The organism is Streptomyces sp. NPDC111656 (assembly GCF_055656965.1).
Genome location: NZ_JBVKCA010000003.1, coordinates 114203 through 130438, shown reverse-complemented (window position 1 = coordinate 130438; position 16236 = coordinate 114203). Strand labels below are relative to the sequence as shown.

The 16236-nt window shown below is 70.5% G+C and carries 15 protein-coding genes; 6 read left to right on the top strand and 9 right to left on the bottom strand.

Going from position 1 to position 16236, the window contains the following annotated elements; genetic code table 11:
* Positions 1-55: 55 nt before the first annotated feature.
* On the bottom strand, positions 56-1285 hold the full coding sequence (locus tag ACZ7M3_RS10890) for an aromatic ring-hydroxylating oxygenase subunit alpha (protein WP_472062403.1): 1230 nt from the start codon (positions 1283-1285) through the stop codon (positions 56-58).
* A gap of 826 nt (positions 1286-2111) precedes the next feature.
* On the opposite strand from ACZ7M3_RS10890, the gene ACZ7M3_RS10885 reads away from it, so the two are divergent.
* The gene (locus ACZ7M3_RS10885) at positions 2112-2906 is read left to right on the top strand and encodes a SigB/SigF/SigG family RNA polymerase sigma factor (protein WP_472062401.1); all 795 of its coding nucleotides are present in this window, start codon (positions 2112-2114) and stop codon (positions 2904-2906) included.
* A 154-nt stretch (positions 2907-3060) separates the two neighbouring features.
* On the opposite strand, the gene ACZ7M3_RS10880 is transcribed toward ACZ7M3_RS10885, so the two are convergent.
* Positions 3061-3354, bottom strand: coding sequence for an ANTAR domain-containing protein (locus ACZ7M3_RS10880; protein ID WP_472063102.1), 294 nt, complete (start codon positions 3352-3354; stop codon positions 3061-3063).
* 437 nt (positions 3355-3791) lie between these two features.
* On the opposite strand from ACZ7M3_RS10880, the gene ACZ7M3_RS10875 reads away from it, so the two are divergent.
* The 3 genes from ACZ7M3_RS10875 to ACZ7M3_RS10865 are packed head-to-tail and all read left to right on the top strand — an operon-like array spanning position 3792 to position 6087.
* Positions 3792-4472 (top strand): ABC transporter permease, encoded by a 681-nt coding sequence (locus ACZ7M3_RS10875; RefSeq protein WP_095851008.1) that lies wholly within the window; start codon positions 3792-3794, stop codon positions 4470-4472.
* Entirely contained in the window at positions 4469-5140 is a 672-nt protein-coding gene (locus ACZ7M3_RS10870) for an ABC transporter permease (RefSeq protein WP_472062399.1), read from the top strand. The genes ACZ7M3_RS10875 and ACZ7M3_RS10870 overlap by 4 nt, the downstream gene beginning before the upstream one ends.
* Positions 5137-6087, top strand: coding sequence for an ABC transporter substrate-binding protein (locus ACZ7M3_RS10865; protein WP_351295840.1), 951 nt, complete (start codon positions 5137-5139; stop codon positions 6085-6087). The genes ACZ7M3_RS10870 and ACZ7M3_RS10865 overlap by 4 nt, the downstream gene beginning before the upstream one ends.
* A gap of 15 nt (positions 6088-6102) precedes the next feature.
* Here ACZ7M3_RS10865 and ACZ7M3_RS10860 read toward each other — a convergent pair whose 3' ends face one another.
* Positions 6103-6942 carry a DUF1206 domain-containing protein gene (locus ACZ7M3_RS10860; RefSeq protein WP_472062397.1) on the bottom strand — a complete coding sequence of 280 codons (840 nt, stop codon included), beginning with the start codon at positions 6940-6942 and terminating at the stop codon, positions 6103-6105.
* 355 nt (positions 6943-7297) lie between these two features.
* On the opposite strand from ACZ7M3_RS10860, the gene ACZ7M3_RS10855 reads away from it, so the two are divergent.
* Together ACZ7M3_RS10855 and ACZ7M3_RS10850 are read left to right on the top strand one after the other, a co-directional pair.
* The gene (locus tag ACZ7M3_RS10855) at positions 7298-7846 is read left to right on the top strand and encodes a hypothetical protein (protein ID WP_472062395.1); all 549 of its coding nucleotides are present in this window, start codon (positions 7298-7300) and stop codon (positions 7844-7846) included.
* On the top strand, positions 7843-8241 hold the full coding sequence (locus ACZ7M3_RS10850; RefSeq protein ID WP_472062393.1) for a hypothetical protein: 399 nt from the start codon (positions 7843-7845) through the stop codon (positions 8239-8241). Before ACZ7M3_RS10855 ends, ACZ7M3_RS10850 begins: the two co-directional genes overlap by 4 nt.
* Before the next feature lie 117 nt (positions 8242-8358).
* Here ACZ7M3_RS10850 and ACZ7M3_RS10845 read toward each other — a convergent pair whose 3' ends face one another.
* The 6 genes from ACZ7M3_RS10845 to ACZ7M3_RS10820 form a co-directional block, all read right to left on the bottom strand.
* Positions 8359-9543: an ABC transporter ATP-binding protein gene (locus ACZ7M3_RS10845; protein ID WP_097223755.1), complete on the bottom strand. Its 1185-nt coding sequence runs from the start codon at positions 9541-9543 to the stop codon at positions 8359-8361.
* Between the two features lie 127 nt (positions 9544-9670).
* Entirely contained in the window at positions 9671-10318 is a 648-nt protein-coding gene (locus tag ACZ7M3_RS10840) for a LutC/YkgG family protein (protein WP_328511240.1), read from the bottom strand.
* Positions 10315-11808 (bottom strand): LutB/LldF family L-lactate oxidation iron-sulfur protein, encoded by a 1494-nt coding sequence (locus ACZ7M3_RS10835; protein WP_472062390.1) that lies wholly within the window; start codon positions 11806-11808, stop codon positions 10315-10317. The genes ACZ7M3_RS10840 and ACZ7M3_RS10835 overlap by 4 nt, the downstream gene beginning before the upstream one ends.
* On the bottom strand, positions 11805-12560 hold the full coding sequence (locus ACZ7M3_RS10830; RefSeq protein ID WP_472062389.1) for a (Fe-S)-binding protein: 756 nt from the start codon (positions 12558-12560) through the stop codon (positions 11805-11807). The genes ACZ7M3_RS10835 and ACZ7M3_RS10830 overlap by 4 nt, the downstream gene beginning before the upstream one ends.
* Before the next feature lie 95 nt (positions 12561-12655).
* Entirely contained in the window at positions 12656-14104 is a 1449-nt protein-coding gene (locus ACZ7M3_RS10825; protein ID WP_472062387.1) for a rhamnulokinase, read from the bottom strand.
* Positions 14101-16140: a bifunctional aldolase/short-chain dehydrogenase gene (locus ACZ7M3_RS10820; RefSeq protein ID WP_472062385.1), complete on the bottom strand. Its 2040-nt coding sequence runs from the start codon at positions 16138-16140 to the stop codon at positions 14101-14103. Before ACZ7M3_RS10820 ends, ACZ7M3_RS10825 begins: the two co-directional genes overlap by 4 nt.
* Positions 16141-16236: the final 96 nt, after the last annotated feature.

Genomic DNA, 16236 nt, shown 5'->3' with positions numbered 1-16236 from the left:
GTCCCGGTGGTCGTGAGTGGTGGGTCGGCTGGGCTCGGGCGGTCGCCGGGCCGGGTCAGGGCAGCGGTGCGGCGACGCGGTGGATCTCGGCGCTGGCGCCGTCGACCCTGGGCTGGTGCCAGATTTCGACGCACATCGACACCATGGTGATCGAATGCACCAGTTCGAGGAGGCGGCGCGCCTGGTCGGGCAGCGCGTCGAGCGGGAACTTGTCGCAGGACGCGAGCGCTTCCTCGATGCGCGGGAAGCCGACGTCGTAGAGCGCCTGAAGTTCGGTCATGTCGCTCGCCAGGCACCAGGTCGCGGCGAAGGGTTCCGGCTCCGCGAACGCCTCGGGCAGGAGGGTGTCCGACACCGGTTCACACCCCGCGGTCTTGCGCTCGTATTCCTCGACCCAGTCGGCGATCGACCTGTGGAAGTGCCGTACCAGCAACTCCTGGTCGCCCAGGGGAAAGTCGTCGCCGGCCGCCCGTGACTCCAGCGCCCGCTGGGTCCCCACGAGCGTGCCGGCGTCCTGGAGCGCAAACTCCTTGTTCGGGAAGATCTGGAAGTTGTCCACGGACCACTTCCTGACCTTGCCCGGGTTGGTCCCGCCCGGCTCGGTGCCCAGGTCCGGCTCGTCCCAGGGGCCGAACGGGCCGCTGCGCGTGGCGATCTCGATGGGGTACTGGTAGTCGGCGGGCCACAGCCGACGGGGTGCGCCCGAGGTGGTGACCATGCGGTGCGGGCCGTCCAGCGGCGTGATCATCGGGCCGAGGAACTCCGGCAGGGTCTGCTCCGGTTCCTTCGCCAGATGGACGAAGACGAACCCCGCCCACACCTCGCAGTGCACCGGCAGCAGGCCGTAGTCGTCCTTGTCCAGGTCGAAGAACTCGCTCTCCTGCTGGACGAAGGCGAGCTTGCCGGTGAGCTCGTAGCGCCATGCGTGGTACTTGCAGGTGAACGCCCGGCAGGACCCACGGGGCTCCTCGCGCGGGAAGTCGTTCCACATCAGCTCGTTGCCCCGGTGCCTGCAGATGTTGTGGAACGCCCGCACCCGTCCCCGCAGATCGCGCACGACGATGATCGAGGTGTCGGCGACCTCGATCTCCTTCGTGAAGCAACTCCCCTTGCGTGGCAGGTTCTCGACCCGGCCGACGTTCAGCCAGGCCCGCTTGAACACCGCCTCGCGCTCGACTTCGTAGAACTCGGGTGAGACGCAGTCCTCGTAGGACACCACTCCCGTTCCCAGGTCCGGGTAGTGCTCGGTCCAGCTGCCCTCGGCCGGCTTCGGATAAAGGGCCATCGCGTCAGTCCTCCGATACAGGCGTTGCCTGAACAGTTGCGGTCGCGCAGGCGAGAACTGCATTCTCCTCAATGAGTATTAGATTTCCACGGTGCGGCTGCCCCGTCAACGGTCGGCGGAGGTCCGGGTGAATCCGGGGTCACGTGCGGGGCGGCACGGCCGTGGTGCCCCGTGTCGTGGTGGGGCGAGAGGCGCAGGTCACCGGGGGCGCCGGTGCCACGCGGACGGCAAGACCTCGGCCGGCCATCCGTATATTCCGGCGCGTCCGTCCTGAGGGTCGTCTCGCAGGGTCGTCGACGTCGACGCGGCGGACGTTCGAAGCGGCCACCGGGGTCGCCATGTCGCGGTGCCGGGCCCGTGGGGTGCGACTCGTACGCGCGTTGTTCCGGCGGGTCGGCTCGTCACCTGTGCCGATGCGCCCCGCCTCGGATCCGCCCCGTGAATCCGGCGCCGAATCGCTCGTTCGCGCGACGCATTGCGCGGTGAATTGCTCGGCGGCGTTGCGGAGAGCATGGAAATCGCGCGTCGCGGAGGCGGAGATCGTGCGGTGAATTCACGGCGTACGGATATGGATTCGCGGACGATGCGTGACGCTCCAGAATCGCCCCCTCGCCCGGCGTCACTCCCCTTGGATGATTCTCCGGGATTGTTTCGCGCTTGTTTGGGTGACCGGTATGGGGGAATTGTCCTATCAGTGCTTCGGACAGGAGGCACGTCCGTGGGAGCTGGTGCACCAGATCGCCGGATGGTCTCCCGTCCGGTTTTTTGTGCGCGCCCTCCCATGGGGACTGCCCCGTCGGCAACCCCTGAGGGAGTTGTGAGCACTATGCGCATGACGTCCGGCACCAAAAGACACCCGCATGACGACGCCCCCGACACCGCCGCGGCCTTCGTCCGCCTAGCAGGCCTGTCGGCCGGGCCCGAGAGGGAGGCGCTTCGCGAGGAGATCATCCGGTCCTGGCTGCCCATGTCGGAGCGTGTAGCAGGCCGTTACCGGGGCAAGGGCGAGTCGGTCGAGGACCTCAACCAGGTGGCCGCACTCGGCCTGGTCAAGGCCGTCGACCGCTACGACCCCGAACTCGGCAACGCCTTCGAGAGCTACGCCGTCCCGACCATCACCGGCGAGATCAAGCGCCACTTCCGCGACCACATGTGGACCCTGCACGTCCCGCGCCGCGTCCAGGACGTGCGCAACAGGGTGCGCGCGGCCCTCAAGGACCTGTCGCAGACGATGCAGGGCCAACGACCCACCGTCGCCGAGATCGCCGCGTACGCGCACCTGAGCGAGGACGAGGTACGTACCGGTCTCGAGGCCCTGGACAGCTTCTCCGCGCTCTCCCTGGACGCCGAACTGCCGGGCGGGGATGACGGCTACGCGCTCAACGACGCGCTGGGCGCGCGCGACACCGGATTCGACCTGGTCATCGATCGCGAGTCGGTGAAACCGGCCCTGCACGAGCTCCCCGAGCGCGAACGGGCCATCCTCTACCTGCGCTTCTTCCAGGGCATGACGCAGAGCTGCATCGCCGATCAGCTCGGCATCTCACAGATGCACGTCTCGCGCCTCCTCAGCGACTGCTGCGCCACTCTGCGCGAACAGGTGCTCTCCGATGCGGCATAGCCCACGGGCGGTGGGCACACCCGGCCGCCCGGGGGGTTGCCCCGGCCGGGCGGTCGGAGGCGAGCTCACTGCCGAACCCTCCCGGGAGCGGTTGGCCAGCGGGCCACCTCTCTCTGAACTACCTGGGAGGATCAGATCCAAACAAATTCCGCGCCTACGGGGCGGGGTGACCGTCGGGGATCTGCGTGGGCCCGTACTTGTCGAGCGTGTCCTCCAGGGCCGCGCGAATATCGGGCGGCAGATCTCCCCGTCGCCCCCAGGCGAGAATCATTTCCGCGACAGTGCGCAGCTTGACGTTCGTGTGCTGTGAGACTTCCTGGAGCACCGCCCAGCCCTGGTCGGGCGACACCCGGCCGAGGGCGACCATCATGCCGATGGCCTGGTCCACCGTGGCGTGCGAGGTGACGGCCTCCTTCAGCTGGACGACCTCTTCCCGCAGCCCGACCATCCGGTTCGCCGTGTCGGAAGGCGAAGCCGACTCCTGCGGCGCGTCGCACGGTTCGGCGCCTCCCGAACGGGCGTCTGACGTCATCGTCCCCTCCGGGGCCTGGATCCTGGCGGCGGAAACCGTCGTCCTTGGAGTCCATCGTGGCCACTCGGCCGGGCAGGTGCCAGTAGCGGACCGCGCCCACATGTAGGTCTTGCCGACCTCGACCAGCCGTAGTGCCTTCTGGGCGGGTTCCGATTCGTTCGTACGTCGCGAGGTGCGGCGGAACGTCGTCATCACTCTTCGTCCGGCACGCCCTGTGCCTCGCTCACGACGCTACGGAGCGGACGCGCGACCCACATGGGGCGCAGAACCCGTAGCGCGGGGTGTCCTCAGCGACACCCCGTACGGGTCACCAGAACGCGCCGACTCCCGCCCGCCCCCGATGGAATGGACGCGTGACCGCGCCCCCGGACGACTGTCTCGCCCGCAACGAGTGGATCTGCGGTGAGTATCTGAGCACGCGCCGCCAGATCCTCCTGGACGCGGTCGTCCAGCACCTCCAGCTCACGGCGGTCTCCGTGCTCGTCGGACTCGTCATCGCGGTGCCGCTGGCCGTCCTGGCCCGGCGCTGGGGCTGGGCGGCCGGACCCGTCCTCGCGGTGACCACGATCCTCTACACCATTCCGTCCCTCGCGATGTTCTCGCTGCTCCTGCCCGTGTACGGGCTGTCGGCCACGCTGGTCGTCTCCGGACTCGTCCTCTACTCGCTGACCCTCCTCGTCCGCAACATCCTCGCGGGCCTGCGCGCCGTCCCCGAGGAGACCCGGCAGGCCGCCCGCGGCATGGGATACGGGCCCGTCCGCCTCCTGCTCACCGTGGAACTGCCGCTCGCGGTGCCCGCCTCGATGGCCGGACTGCGCATCGCCACCGTCTCGGCGGTCTCACTGGTGACGGTCGGCGCGATCGTCGGCTTCGGGGGACTCGGCAATCTCATCTACGCGGGCATGAACACCTACTTCAAGGCGCAGGTCCTCACCGCGTCCGTACTCTGCGTCGTCATCGCCGTCGCCGCGGACCTCCTTCTGCTCGCGGTGCAGCGGCTCATCACCCCCTGGACCCGGGCGGCCCGCGGATGAACGCCCTGACCGGGGCCTGGGACTGGCTCGGCGACCCCGCGCACTGGTCCGGGGACGACGGCGTCTGGCACCGCCTCGCCCAGCACCTCGTCCTGACCGTCGTCTGCCTCGTCATCAGCTGCCTCGTCGCGCTGCCCGTCGCCCTCGTCCTGGGCCACCTCGGCAAGGGCGGCGCGCTCGCCGTCAACATCTCCAACATCGGCCGCGCCGTCCCCACCTTCGCCGTACTGGTCCTCCTGCTGCTCACCCCGCTCGGCAAGTGGGGCGAGGGTCCGACCGTCGTCGCGCTGGTCCTCTTCGCCGTACCACCGCTGCTCACCAACGCCTACGTCGGGATGCGCGAGGTCGACCGGAGCGTGGTGCGCTCGGCGCGAGGCATGGGGATGACCGGCCGACAGATGCTGTTTCACGTAGAACTGCCGCTTTCGCTCCCGATGGTCATGAACGGCGTACGGATCGCCGCGGTCCAACTCGTCGCGACCGCCACGATCGCCGCGGTCGCGGGCGGCGGCGGACTCGGCCGGATCATCACCGCGGGCTTCAACCTGGCGAGCACCCCGCAGGTGGTCGCCGGCGCGATCCTCGTCGCCGCGTTCGCCCTGGTCGTCGAGGGGATCTTCGAGATCGCCGAACGGTTGGCGCCGCGCTGGGCGAGGGGCATCCGATGAGGCGAGGCGGCGCCCTGCTGAGCCTGGTCCTGCTGAGCCCGGTCCTGCTGACCGGCTGCGGCACCGGGCCGTCCCTGGAGAACCGCGGTGCGGTCACCGCGCCGCCCGGCGACAGCAAGCATCTGACCATCGGCTCGGCCGGGTTCACCGAGAGCGACCTGCTGGCCCAGATGTACGCGCTGCTGCTCGACCAGGCCGGATACAAGACCTCCATGCTGACGGTCGCCAACCGCGAACTCTACGAACCCGCTCTGGAATCCGGCCAGATCGACGTCGTACCGGAGTACGCGGCCACCTTCGCCGACTGGCTGAACGCCAAGACCCACGGAGCGGACGCGCCGCCCGTCGGCTCACCCGATCTCGCCACCACGATGAAGGCGCTCCGGTCGCTCGCCACACCGCGCGGCCTCACCGTCCTCGACCCCGGCAGGGCCGTCGACCAGAACGCCTTCGCGGTGACGGCGGCATACGCCGGGCAGCATCACCTGAAGACGCTCAGCGACCTCGGCGCGTCCCATCTTCCGGTGCGGCTCGCGGCGGGCGACGAGTGTGTCCAACGTCCCTACTGCGAACCGGGGTTGAAGAAGACGTACGGCATCGACATCACCGGCGTCGACCCGAAGGGCGTGGGCACCACCCAGGCGAAGCGGGCCGTGCAGAGCGGTCAGGACCAGATGCTCCTGACCACGACGACGGACGCGACGCTCGACGAGTTCGGCCTCGTCCTCCTCGCCGACGACAAACACCTGCAGAACGCCGACTACATCGTGCCCGTCGTCAACCGCTCGCGGGCCGGCAGCGAGGGCGTCACCAAGGCACTCGGCAAGCTCAACGACGTACTCACCACCGCGGACCTGGCATCGATGAACCGGCAGGTGGACAGCTGGCGACGGCTGCCCGAGGACGTGGCGCGGACCTATCTGAAGGACAAGGGTCTGCTGAAGTGACGCCCTCAGACGCCCTCAGACCCGGCGCCAGCGCGCCATCGCGAAGGAGAACAGACCGAACAGCACGAGTCCGGCGGCGACGCACACCAGCAGCCACGGTCCCGCCGGGGTGTGGGCGAACGAGCGGATCGTGTCGTCCAGCCCCTTCGCCCGGTCGGGTTCGTAGTCGATCGCCGCGCGCACGGCGAAGCACCCCGCCGCGGCGAACACCAGCCCGCGCGCCGCGCCACCGCCCACGCCGGTCACATCCACCACCCGCCGCGTGCGCGCCGACATCTGACCGAGCCTCAGCTTCTTGTGGTACTTGCGCAACACGGCCCGCCCGCCGATGAGCAGACCCGCCACGACGACGCCGACTCCGGCGGCTCCGACGATCCACTGCCCCGCCGGCAGATCCAGCACCTCGGCCGTCACATCCCGCGACTGCTGGTCGCTCGAACCCTTGCCGCCACTGCCCGAGCCCGCCGCGAACGACAGCACCGAGTAGGCGACGAACGCGTAGAACACGAAGCGCACGGCCGACAGCAGTCGCTTCTTCGCCGCCCGGCCGTCCGGCCCGGCGGAACCGAAGCACGCCTCGGACAGCCGCCACAACGCCATGCCGACGAGGCCGACAGCCAGCGCCCACAGCAGCACCGCGCCGAAGGGCTGCCGCGCGATCTCCGCGACGGCACCGTTGCGGTCCGCCTGCTTCTTCCCGTCCCCGAAGGCGATCCGCAGCGCCAGCACACCGACCAGCAGGTAGATCACGCCCCGCGCGGTCAGACCCGCCCGGGCGGCGTACTCCACCCCCGAGCCCCTCGCCGCGCGCCGAGCCTTGATGCGTCCGGTCCGTGCCGTCGCACTTGCGTTCATGTGGACCTCCCGCGGAACGGGTGCCCTCGCATCGGAGGGACACACGTGTGCGGAAGTGGCCAGATTGCGCCGTTCCGTTGCCGGATGAGGCCTTCCTCCCGGCCCTTGGCTCGCTACGCTTGAGAGGGATGCTTTGCCACGGGGGGTTCACATGGGCAGTGCGCGATTCCGGACTCGGAGCGAATCTACTCAGGCCAAGGCCACGTCCCGGCCCACCACCGAGACCGAGTCGGAGAGGCTGCCGACCAGTCGATGGCACGAGGTAGAGCCGCCGGCGAGGCAGCCGACCAGCCAGGGACAAGGGATTGAGCCGCCGGCGAGGCAGCCCACCAGTCGGGTACCGGAGGTTCGGCGCGTGCGAGACAACTCGGACGTGCTCCCGCTCATCGACTACGCCGACTACGACAGGTTGCTGCGCCTGGCCCGTGAGCCGGGTCCCGAGCAGATCAGCCGCCTGCGTCCCGACGAGCCGACGACTCCGTTGGTGTATGTCTTCGGCCCCATCACCGACAGCCAGGTGGCGATCAACTCCCAAGGGAATGTGACCCAGAACCGGACCGACGTACGGCCCGAGCAGTTGTACCGGGCGCAGTTCCGGCCCGCGCGGCGTGCCGACCCCGTACAGGTGGTGGAAACGCTGCGGGTCGAAGTCGATCGGCTGGGGCTCGACCTCTACTCGCAGTACGTCATTCGGCAGGCCGCGGCGGTGATCAAGGTGGAGCTGGCCCGCCCCCCGATCCATGAGGAACGTGTCCGCAGGGCCGTCGAGCAGATCCTCGCCTGCCTGGCCGGGCAGCTCGGCGGCGCCCCGCTCACCGCCCGTCTGGCGGCCCTGGCGGCTCGCCTTGATGCTGTCTTCGCTGGCGCGACGGAAGAGAACTCCGGTTCAGGAGGCGCACGTTGACGAGGTCGGGCGGTGCCCAGTTCCACGGGCCCATTCACGGCAGCCAGATCGCGATCGGCGGTCACCACGTGACCCAGCATCAGTACGTGACGGCCGGCGACGGGGCGAGCGCCCGGCTCGCCGAGGCCGTACGGTCGTTGCTCGCGGCGCTGGAGACGCTCGGCCTGGCGGCCGAGGACGAGACCGCCGTGCGCCAGGACGCCGAGGCCGCTCTGGCGGAGGCCGCCCGGTCCCAGCCGGACGTGGGACGCCTGCGCGGTCTGCTGGGCCGGATCAGGGCCGTACTGGCCTCGGTGGCGGCCGGCGCGGCCACGGGGGCTGCCGCGGGCGCCGGCACCGGAGCGGCCGAGCTGGCACACGCCGTGCTCGTCGACCTGCAGAACGCCCTGCCCTGAGTCGTGCCGGGGGCGCCCCAAAGGGGCGCTCCGAGGGGCGCGGGGAACGGCGCGCCCAGCCACGTCGAACCCGCACCGCCGAACAACCCGCACCCCCCGCCCAACCCAGCGGAGCGCTCACGCATCGGAGATCGAGTCGAACGACACCTGCCCCCGCCGCACCCCCCGCGCATCCGCGTCCACCGACCGCCGCAGCGCCTCGTGCAGTTTCGCCGGGGTGAGCACGCCGAGGAAGCGGGTCCCGTCCAGTACCGCGACCCAGCCCGCGTCGTGCTGGAGCATCACGCTGAAGGCCTGCTTCAGCGGGGCGCCCACCGGGACCCATGCCGGGGGTCCGGGGGTGTCCCCCGGAGAGTGCAGCATGCGGTGGGCGCGGTCGCCGACGGACCCGCCCGCCGCCAACTCGTCGACGCCCACCCACCCGTGCAGATCGTCCTCCGCGTCCAGGACGACCGCCCATCGCGCGCCCTGCGCGCGCAAGCGGGCGACCGCCGTCTCGGCGGGCTCGTCCAGGCGGGCGACGGGCGGCTGTTCCAGGTCGCCGGGCTCGATGTCGGTGACCGACAGCCGCTTCAGCCCGCGGTCGGCGCCGACGAACTCGGCGACATAGGGAGTGGCCGGGGTGCCCAGCACGGCCCCCGGCGTGTCGAACTGCTCGATGCGGCCCTGCCCGTACACCGCGATGCGGTCGCCGAGCCGTACCGCCTCCTCGATGTCGTGCGTGACCAGCAGCACCGTCTTGCGCACGGCCTCCTGCATGCGCAGGAACTCGTCCTGCAACTGTTCCCGGACCACCGGGTCGACGGCCCCGAAGGGCTCGTCCATCAGCAGTACGGGTGGATCGGCGGCGAGCGCCCGGGCCACCCCGACCCGCTGGCGCTGGCCGCCCGACAGCTGTTCCGGATAGCGCGAGCCGTACGTCTTCGGGTCCAGGCCCACCAGATCGAGCAGCTCCGCGGCGCGCGTCCGCGCCTTCGCCTTCTTCCAGCCGATGAGCGTCGGCACGGTCGCCGTGTTGTCGAGGATCGTCCGGTGCGGGAACAGGCCCACCTGCTGGATGACGTACCCGATCCGCCTCCGCAGCCGCACCGGGTCGACCGTGGCGACGTCCTGACCGTTCACGAAGATGCGGCCCGAGGTCGGTTCGATCAGCCGGTTCACCATCATCATGGTCGTCGTCTTGCCGCAGCCCGACGGGCCGACGAGCGTGACGAGTTCGCCCTCCGCGACCTCGAACGAGAGGCCGTCCACGGCCGTCGTGCCGTCCGGATAGCGCTTTGTGACCTGTTCGAACCGGATCATCCCCTCACGCTAGGGCCTGTCCGGCGGATCAGGCCGCAGGAAACGGGGGATACCTCATCGACGCTGGTGGGCGTGCCAAGCCCCGCGTCTGCGGGATGATCCGCCGGACAGGTCCTAACCGGGCAGGTCACTCCCCGCTCACCAGCACCACTTCCAGGGTGCGCGGACCGTGCACCCCCTCGACCCGGTCGAGCTCGATGTCGCTGGTCGCCGACGGGCCTGAGATCCAGGTCAGCGGGCGGGTCGGATCCAGGCGCTCCAGGGCCTGGGGCACGGAGGAGACGACCTGGTCGGGGACGCGGACGACACAGATGTGGTGATCGGGGACCAGCGTGATGCGACGGCGTCCCTGGTCCGGGCCGCCGTCCAGAACGAGGGTGCCGGTCTCGGCGATGGCGAGCGCGCAGCCCGTGACCACGCTCTCGACCTTGTCGAGTTCGTGCGGCGTGCTCACGGCGCGGTCGTGCACGCGGGTCGGATCGGCTGCCGACATCCACTCCGGCGGGAGCCCCGGGGGAACGAGCACGTACTGGGGTCCCCGCTCGGCGAGCAGCCGCATGATGAGGTACGGCAGTTCTTCCGCGTCTGTACGGTGCACGATCGCCCGGTAGTCGGCGAGATTCTCCGCCAGCAGATCCACCGTCTGCTCGACGCTCCGCCCCCCGTGCTCGCGCAGGTACCCCCGCTCAATGGCCTGCTCGTACGGCGTGTCGTCCCGCGGCACGTCGGCGAGCGCGCGCCGCACCCGCCCCAGGATCAGATCCCTGCTGCTCACTTGTCCGTGTCCTTTCCGTGCGTACGCTGCCACCAGTCGCGGAACGGCTCCGCGGGCACTGTCGGGAGATCCCGGGTGCCGCTCCACGCCTTGCCCGGACCGGGCAGCGAGCGTGGATGGAAGCGGCGGGTCCGGGAGACGAGCCGCTGGCCGGTGCGCAGCGCGCCGGGGTGGCTGAACGCCCAGCGTGCCGCCCGCATCGCCGCCCGCTCGGCGGCGTGCCCCTTGGCGGGCTTGAGGACGACCTTGTTGCCCTCCCGCGTCACCTGACCGCCCTCGGCGATCCGTTCGCGCAGGTGGACGAGGACCTCCGGGATGTCGATGGCGACCGGGCAGACCTCGTAGCAGGCGCCGCAGAGCGAGGAGGCGTACGGGAGCGAGGCGTCGATCTCGCTTGCGGTGCCCCGGAGTTGGGGGCTGAGGATCGCGCCGATAGGGCCGGGGTAGACCGAGCCGTAGGCATGGCCGCCCGCGCGCTCGTACACCGGGCAGACGTTGAGACACGCCGAGCAGCGGATGCAGCGCAGGGCTTGGCGGCCGACCTCGTCGGCGAGCGTGTCGGTGCGGCCGTTGTCGATGAGGACCAGGTGGAAGGTCTGGGGGCCGTCCCCTTCCCCGGCGCGGCCGTCCCTGGTGCCCGTCCACATCGAGGTGTACGGGTTCATGCGCTCGGCGGTCGAGGAGCGGGGGAGGGTCTGGAGGAAGACCTCCAGGTCCTGCCAGGTCGGCACGATCTTCTCGATGCCGACGACCGAGATCAGCGTCTCGGGGAGGGTCAGGCACATCCGGCCGTTGCCCTCGGACTCCACGACCATCAGGGTGCCGGTCTCGGCGACCATGAAGTTGGCGCCGGAGATGCCGACCTTCGCGCGCAGGAACTTCTCGCGCAGGTGCAGTCGGGCGGCTTCGGCCAGTTCGGCGGGCGTGTCGGTGAGGCCTTCCGGCGCCGGGCGGCCCCACTCGCCCATCTCGCGCGCGAAGATGTCGCGGATCTCGCCGCGGTTGCGGTGGATGGCCGGGACGAGGATGTGGGAGGGCCGGTCCTTGCCCAACTGCACGATGAGCTCGGCGAGATCGGTCTCGTAGGCGTGGATGCCCTCGGCTTCCAGGGCTTCGTTGAGGCCGATCTCCTGCGTGGCCATCGACTTGACCTTGACGACCTCGCTCTCCCCGGTCATCTTCACCAGGCCGGTGACGATCCGGTTGGCCTCGTCGGCGTCGGCGGCCCAGTGCACGATGCCCCCGGCCGCGGTGACCGACTCCTCCAACTGCACGAGGTAGCGGTCGAGATGACGGAGCGTGTGGTCCTTGATCTGCTTGCCGGCCTCGCGCAGCGCGGCCCAGTCGTCGAGTTCCGCGACGGCGACCGCCCGCTTGGCGCGGATCGTGTGGGTGGCGTGGCGCAGATTGCCGCGCAGGGTCGGGTTGTTGACCGCCTCGTGCGCCGCCTGGGGAAACGCAGGCATACCGACGAACGTGCCACCGCTCATGCGCTCGGCTCCTCTTCCGTACCGGCGAGGATCTCCGCGATGTGCACGGGCCGCATCCGCGTCTCCAGCCGCGCCATCGTGCCGCCGATGTGCATCAGACAGGAGTTGTCGGCGGCGCACAGCACCTCCGCACCCGTCGACTCGGCGCCCCGCACCTTGTCGGCGCCCATCGCGGCCGAGACATCGGGGTTCTTGACGGCGAACGTGCCGCCGAAGCCGCAGCACTCGTCCGCGCCCGGCAACTCGCGCAGTTCGAGTCCCTTGACGGCCTGGAGGAGCCGACGCGGCCGGTCGCCGAGCCCGAGACTGCGCAGCCCGTGACAGGTGGGGTGGTAGGTGACGGTGTGCGGGTAGTACGCGCCGACGTCCGTCACGCCGAGCACATCCACCAGGAACTCGGTGAGCTCGTACGTCTTCGGCACGACCGGGGCGAGGGTGGCCGCGAGGGTGTCCCCGCGGCCCTCCGCCCGCGCCCGCTCACCCATCCGCGGATACAGCTCCCGCACCATCGCGCCGCACGAGCCGGACGGCGTCACGATCGCCTCGTACTCACCGAAGACATCGGAGAAATGCCGGGCCAGTGGCTCGGCCTCATGACGGTAACCGGTGTTGTAGTGGGCCTGCCCGCAGCAGGTCTGCGCCATCGGGAAGTCGACCTCGACGCCCAGCCTGGTCAGCAGTTTCACCACGGCGCGGCCGGTGTCCGGATAGAGCGTGTCGTTGACACAGGTCAGGAACAGGGCGACACGCATCGCAGCTCCTTGGAATCGATCATCGGATGAGTGCAGGGTACGCGGAGGGCGAGCGGCAGGGGAGCCCCTGTTCATGGACACGGGCGAGTCGCCGTTCACGGACGGGTGAGCCGGTCCTCCGCGTCGCGCCAGGCCGCCGCGTCGCCCCGGGGCTCGTACCGCCGCAACGGCTGCGTACGGTCGAGGAGTCGCCGCATCGACGTACGGTCGCCGACCAGACCGTGCGCGCGGGCCTGGACGAGGACGTTGCCGAGCGCGGCGGCCTCCGCCGGGCCGGCCACGACCGGCAGTCCGCAGGCGTCGGCCGTCAGTTGGCACAGGAGCTCGTTGCGGGTGCCGCCGCCGACGATGTGGACGACGTCGACCGGGTGGTCGGCGAGCGCCTCCGCCTCGCGGATCGCCCTGCGGTGGGCGAGCGCGAGGGAGTCGAGAATGCAACGGGCGATCTCGGCACGCGACTTGGGCACGGGCTGTCCCGACTCCCGGCAGGCGTCGGCGATCCGCTCCGGCATCCGGCCGGGGGCCAGGAAGGCGGTGTCGCCCGCGTCCACCACCGACCGCAGCGCGGGCACCTCCGCGGCGGCCCGCAGCAGCTCGCCCAGTTCGGGCTGCCCCCATTCCCGTACACACTCCTGGAGCAGCCACAGCCCCATGATGTTCCGCAGATAGCGGACCGTGCCGTCCAGGCCCAGTTCATTGGTGAAGTTGGCCGCGCGGCTCGCCTCGGTGAGGACCGGCCGCTCCAGCTCCAGACCCGCGAGGGACCAGGTGCCGGTGCAGATGTACGCGAACCGCTCGCCCGCCGCCGGGACGGCGGCGACCGCGGACGCGGTGTCGTGCGAGCCGACGGTCGTCACCGGGACCGGGCCTCTCAGCCCGGTCTCCTCCAGGACCCGCGGGAGCAGCAGACCGGCCGGGTCGCCCGGCTGCCGCAGCGGCGCGAACAGCTTGAGGTCGATGCCGAGCCGGTGTGCGAGGTCGTGGGACCAGTCATGGGTGCGCGGGTCGATCAGCTGGGTGGTCGAGGCGTTGGTGATCTCCGTGCCCGCCTCGCCCGTGAGCCAGTAAGCCAGCAGGTCGGGAACGAGCAACAGCCGCTCGGCGGCGGCGAGTTGTACCGTCGAGCGGGCCGCCGTGAGCTGGTACAGGGTGTTGAAGGGCGCGTACTGGAGCCCGGTCACCGCGTACAGCTCGGCGGCGGGCACGGTGGCCCACACCTTCTCCGCGACCCCCTCGGTGCGGGCGTCGCGGTAGTGCACCGGGTTGCCGAGCAGCGCGCCGTCGGCGTCCAGCAGCCCGTAGTCCACGGCCCAGCTGTCGATGCCGACGGAGTCGACCTGCCCGGCCGCCCGCAGTCCGTCGAGCACCCCCGCGTACAGCGAGAGGATGTCCCACCGCAGCCCCTCGGGGACCCGCACCGGCCGGTTCGGGAAGCGGTGCGCCTCCGTCAGCTCCAGCGCCTCGGGGCCGACGCGGCCGACCATGACGCGCCCGCTGGACGCGCCGAGGTCGACCGCGGCGAAGCTCTTCACGTGCTCGCTCATCGCAGGAAGGCCGCCGCGACACCCGCGTCGACCGGGACGTGCAGACCGGTGGTGTGGGTCAGATCCCCACCCGTCAGGGCGAACACGGCGTTCGCCACGTGCTCGGGCAGCACCTCGCGCTTGAGGATGGTCCGCTGGGCGTAGAACTCGCCGAGCTTCTCCTCCTCGATGCCGTAGGTCGCCGCGCGCTGTGCGCCCCAGCCGCCCGCGAAGATGCCCGAGCCGCGCACGACCCCGTCGGGGTTGATGCCGTTCACCCGGATGCCGTGCTCGCCCAACTCGGCGGCAAGGAGCCGTACTTGATGCGCCTGGTCGGCCTTGGTGGCGGAGTACGCGATGTTGTTCGGACCGGCGAAGACGGAGTTCTTGGACGCGATGTAGACGATGTCCCCGCCCAGCTTCTGTTGGATCATCACCCGCGCCGCCTCCCTCGACACGAGGAACGAGCCACGGGCCATGATGTCGTGCTGCAGGTCCCAGTCCTTCGCGGTGGTCTCGAGCAGCGGCTTGGAGATGGAGATACCGGCGTTGTTCACCACCAGGTCGACGCCGCCGAAGGCGAGCACCGCCGCCTTGAAGGCTTCGGCGATCTGCTCCTCGGAGGTCACGTCGACGGTGACGGCGACGGCCTTGTCGGGGCCGCCCAGCGAGGAGGCGACCTCGGCGGCGTTCTCCGCGTGGAGATCGGCGATCACCACGCACGCGCCCTCGGCGACGAGCCGCTCGGCGATCGCCTTGCCGATCCCGCTGCCCGCCCCCGTCACCAGCGCCACCCGGGTGGCGAGCGGCTTCGGCCTCGGCATCCGCTGGAGCTTGGCCTCCTCCAGCGCCCAGTACTCGATGCGGAACTTCTCCGACTCCTCGATCGGCGCGTACGCCGAGACCGCCTCGGCGCCCCGCATCACGTTGATCGCGTTGACGTAGAACTCGCCGGCCACGCGCGCGGTCTGCTTGTCCTTGCCGAAGGAGAACATGCCGACACCGGGGATCAGTACGATCGCCGGGTCCGCGCCCCGCATCGCGGGGGAGTCGGCGTCCGCGTGCCGCTGGTAGTAGGCCGCGTACTCCTCGCGGTACTCACCGTGCAGCTCCGTCAGCCGCGCGATCGCCGCGTCCAGTTCCACGGTCGGCGGCAGATCGAGGACGAGCGGCCGGACCTTGGTCCGCAGGAAGTGGTCGGGGCAGGAGGTGCCGAGCGCGGCGAGGCGCGGGTGCTCGGCGCTCGCGAGGAAGTCGAGGACGACGTCGGAGTCGGTGAAGTGACCGACCTGCGGCTTGTCCTGCGAGGCGAGGGCCCGGACGTACGGCGCCAGCGCCGCGGCCCGCTCCCGGCGCCGGGACGCCTCCAGGGCCGTGTACCCCTCGACGACGGGCCCGAAGGGCTCCGCCTTGCCGCGCTCGACGAGGAACGCCTCGGCGGTGCGGATGATGTGCAGCGAGTTCCGCTCGCACTCCTGCGCCGTGTCGCCCCACGCGGTGATGCCGTGCCCGCCCAGGACGCAGCCGATCGCCCCCGGGTTGGCCTCCTTGACCGCCGCGATGTCCAGACCCAGCTGGAAGCCGGGCCGGCGCCACGGCACCCACACCACACTGTCGCCGAAACACTCGGCGGTCAGCTTCTCGCCGTCCGCCGCGCAGGCCAGCGCGATCCCGGAGTCGGGGTGCAGATGGTCGACGTGGGCCGCGTCCACCAGCCCGTGCATCGCCGTGTCGATGGACGGGGCCGCGCCGCCCTTGCCGTGCAGGCAGTAGTCGAACGCGGCGACCATCTCGTCCTCGCGCTCCACTCCCGGGTAGACCTCCGTCATCGCCCGCAGCCGGTCCAGCCGCAGCACGGCGAGCCCCGACTCGGTCAGCGTCCCGAGATCCCCACCCGACCCCTTCACCCACATCAGCTCGACATCACCGCCGGTCACCGGGTCGGTGTCGGTGCCTTTCGCGGAGGCATTGCCGCCCGCGTAGTTGGTATTACGAGGATCAGCACCGAGCCGGTGCGACCGTGCCAACAGAGCGGCGGCTTCGGGATGGGATGCCATGTTCTTGGTCCTTAGAGAAAGAAGAGTGAAGAGAGTGACGTACCTGTGCTGCGGCGCGCCCCTCAGGGGCGCGGGGAACTGCGCGACCAGCCACAT

What these genes read in the sequence shown, in the direction of transcription:
- ACZ7M3_RS10890 (WP_472062403.1), bottom strand. Translation starts at nt 1,285, where the DNA reads ATGGCCCTTTATCCGAAGCCGGCCGAGGGCAGCTGGACCGAGCACTAC.
- ACZ7M3_RS10885 (WP_472062401.1), top strand. Translation starts at nt 2,112, where the DNA reads ATGCGCATGACGTCCGGCACCAAAAGACACCCGCATGACGACGCCCCC.
- ACZ7M3_RS10880 (WP_472063102.1), bottom strand. Translation starts at nt 3,354, where the DNA reads ATGGTCGGGCTGCGGGAAGAGGTCGTCCAGCTGAAGGAGGCCGTCACC.
- ACZ7M3_RS10870 (WP_472062399.1), top strand. Translation starts at nt 4,469, where the DNA reads ATGAACGCCCTGACCGGGGCCTGGGACTGGCTCGGCGACCCCGCGCAC.
- ACZ7M3_RS10865 (WP_351295840.1), top strand. Translation starts at nt 5,137, where the DNA reads ATGAGGCGAGGCGGCGCCCTGCTGAGCCTGGTCCTGCTGAGCCCGGTC.
- ACZ7M3_RS10860 (WP_472062397.1), bottom strand. Translation starts at nt 6,942, where the DNA reads ATGAACGCAAGTGCGACGGCACGGACCGGACGCATCAAGGCTCGGCGC.
- ACZ7M3_RS10845 (WP_097223755.1), bottom strand. Translation starts at nt 9,543, where the DNA reads ATGATCCGGTTCGAACAGGTCACAAAGCGCTATCCGGACGGCACGACG.
- ACZ7M3_RS10835 (WP_472062390.1), bottom strand. Translation starts at nt 11,808, where the DNA reads ATGAGCGGTGGCACGTTCGTCGGTATGCCTGCGTTTCCCCAGGCGGCG.
- ACZ7M3_RS10830 (WP_472062389.1), bottom strand. Translation starts at nt 12,560, where the DNA reads ATGCGTGTCGCCCTGTTCCTGACCTGTGTCAACGACACGCTCTATCCG.
- ACZ7M3_RS10825 (WP_472062387.1), bottom strand. Translation starts at nt 14,104, where the DNA reads ATGAGCGAGCACGTGAAGAGCTTCGCCGCGGTCGACCTCGGCGCGTCC.
- ACZ7M3_RS10820 (WP_472062385.1), bottom strand. Translation starts at nt 16,140, where the DNA reads ATGGCATCCCATCCCGAAGCCGCCGCTCTGTTGGCACGGTCGCACCGG.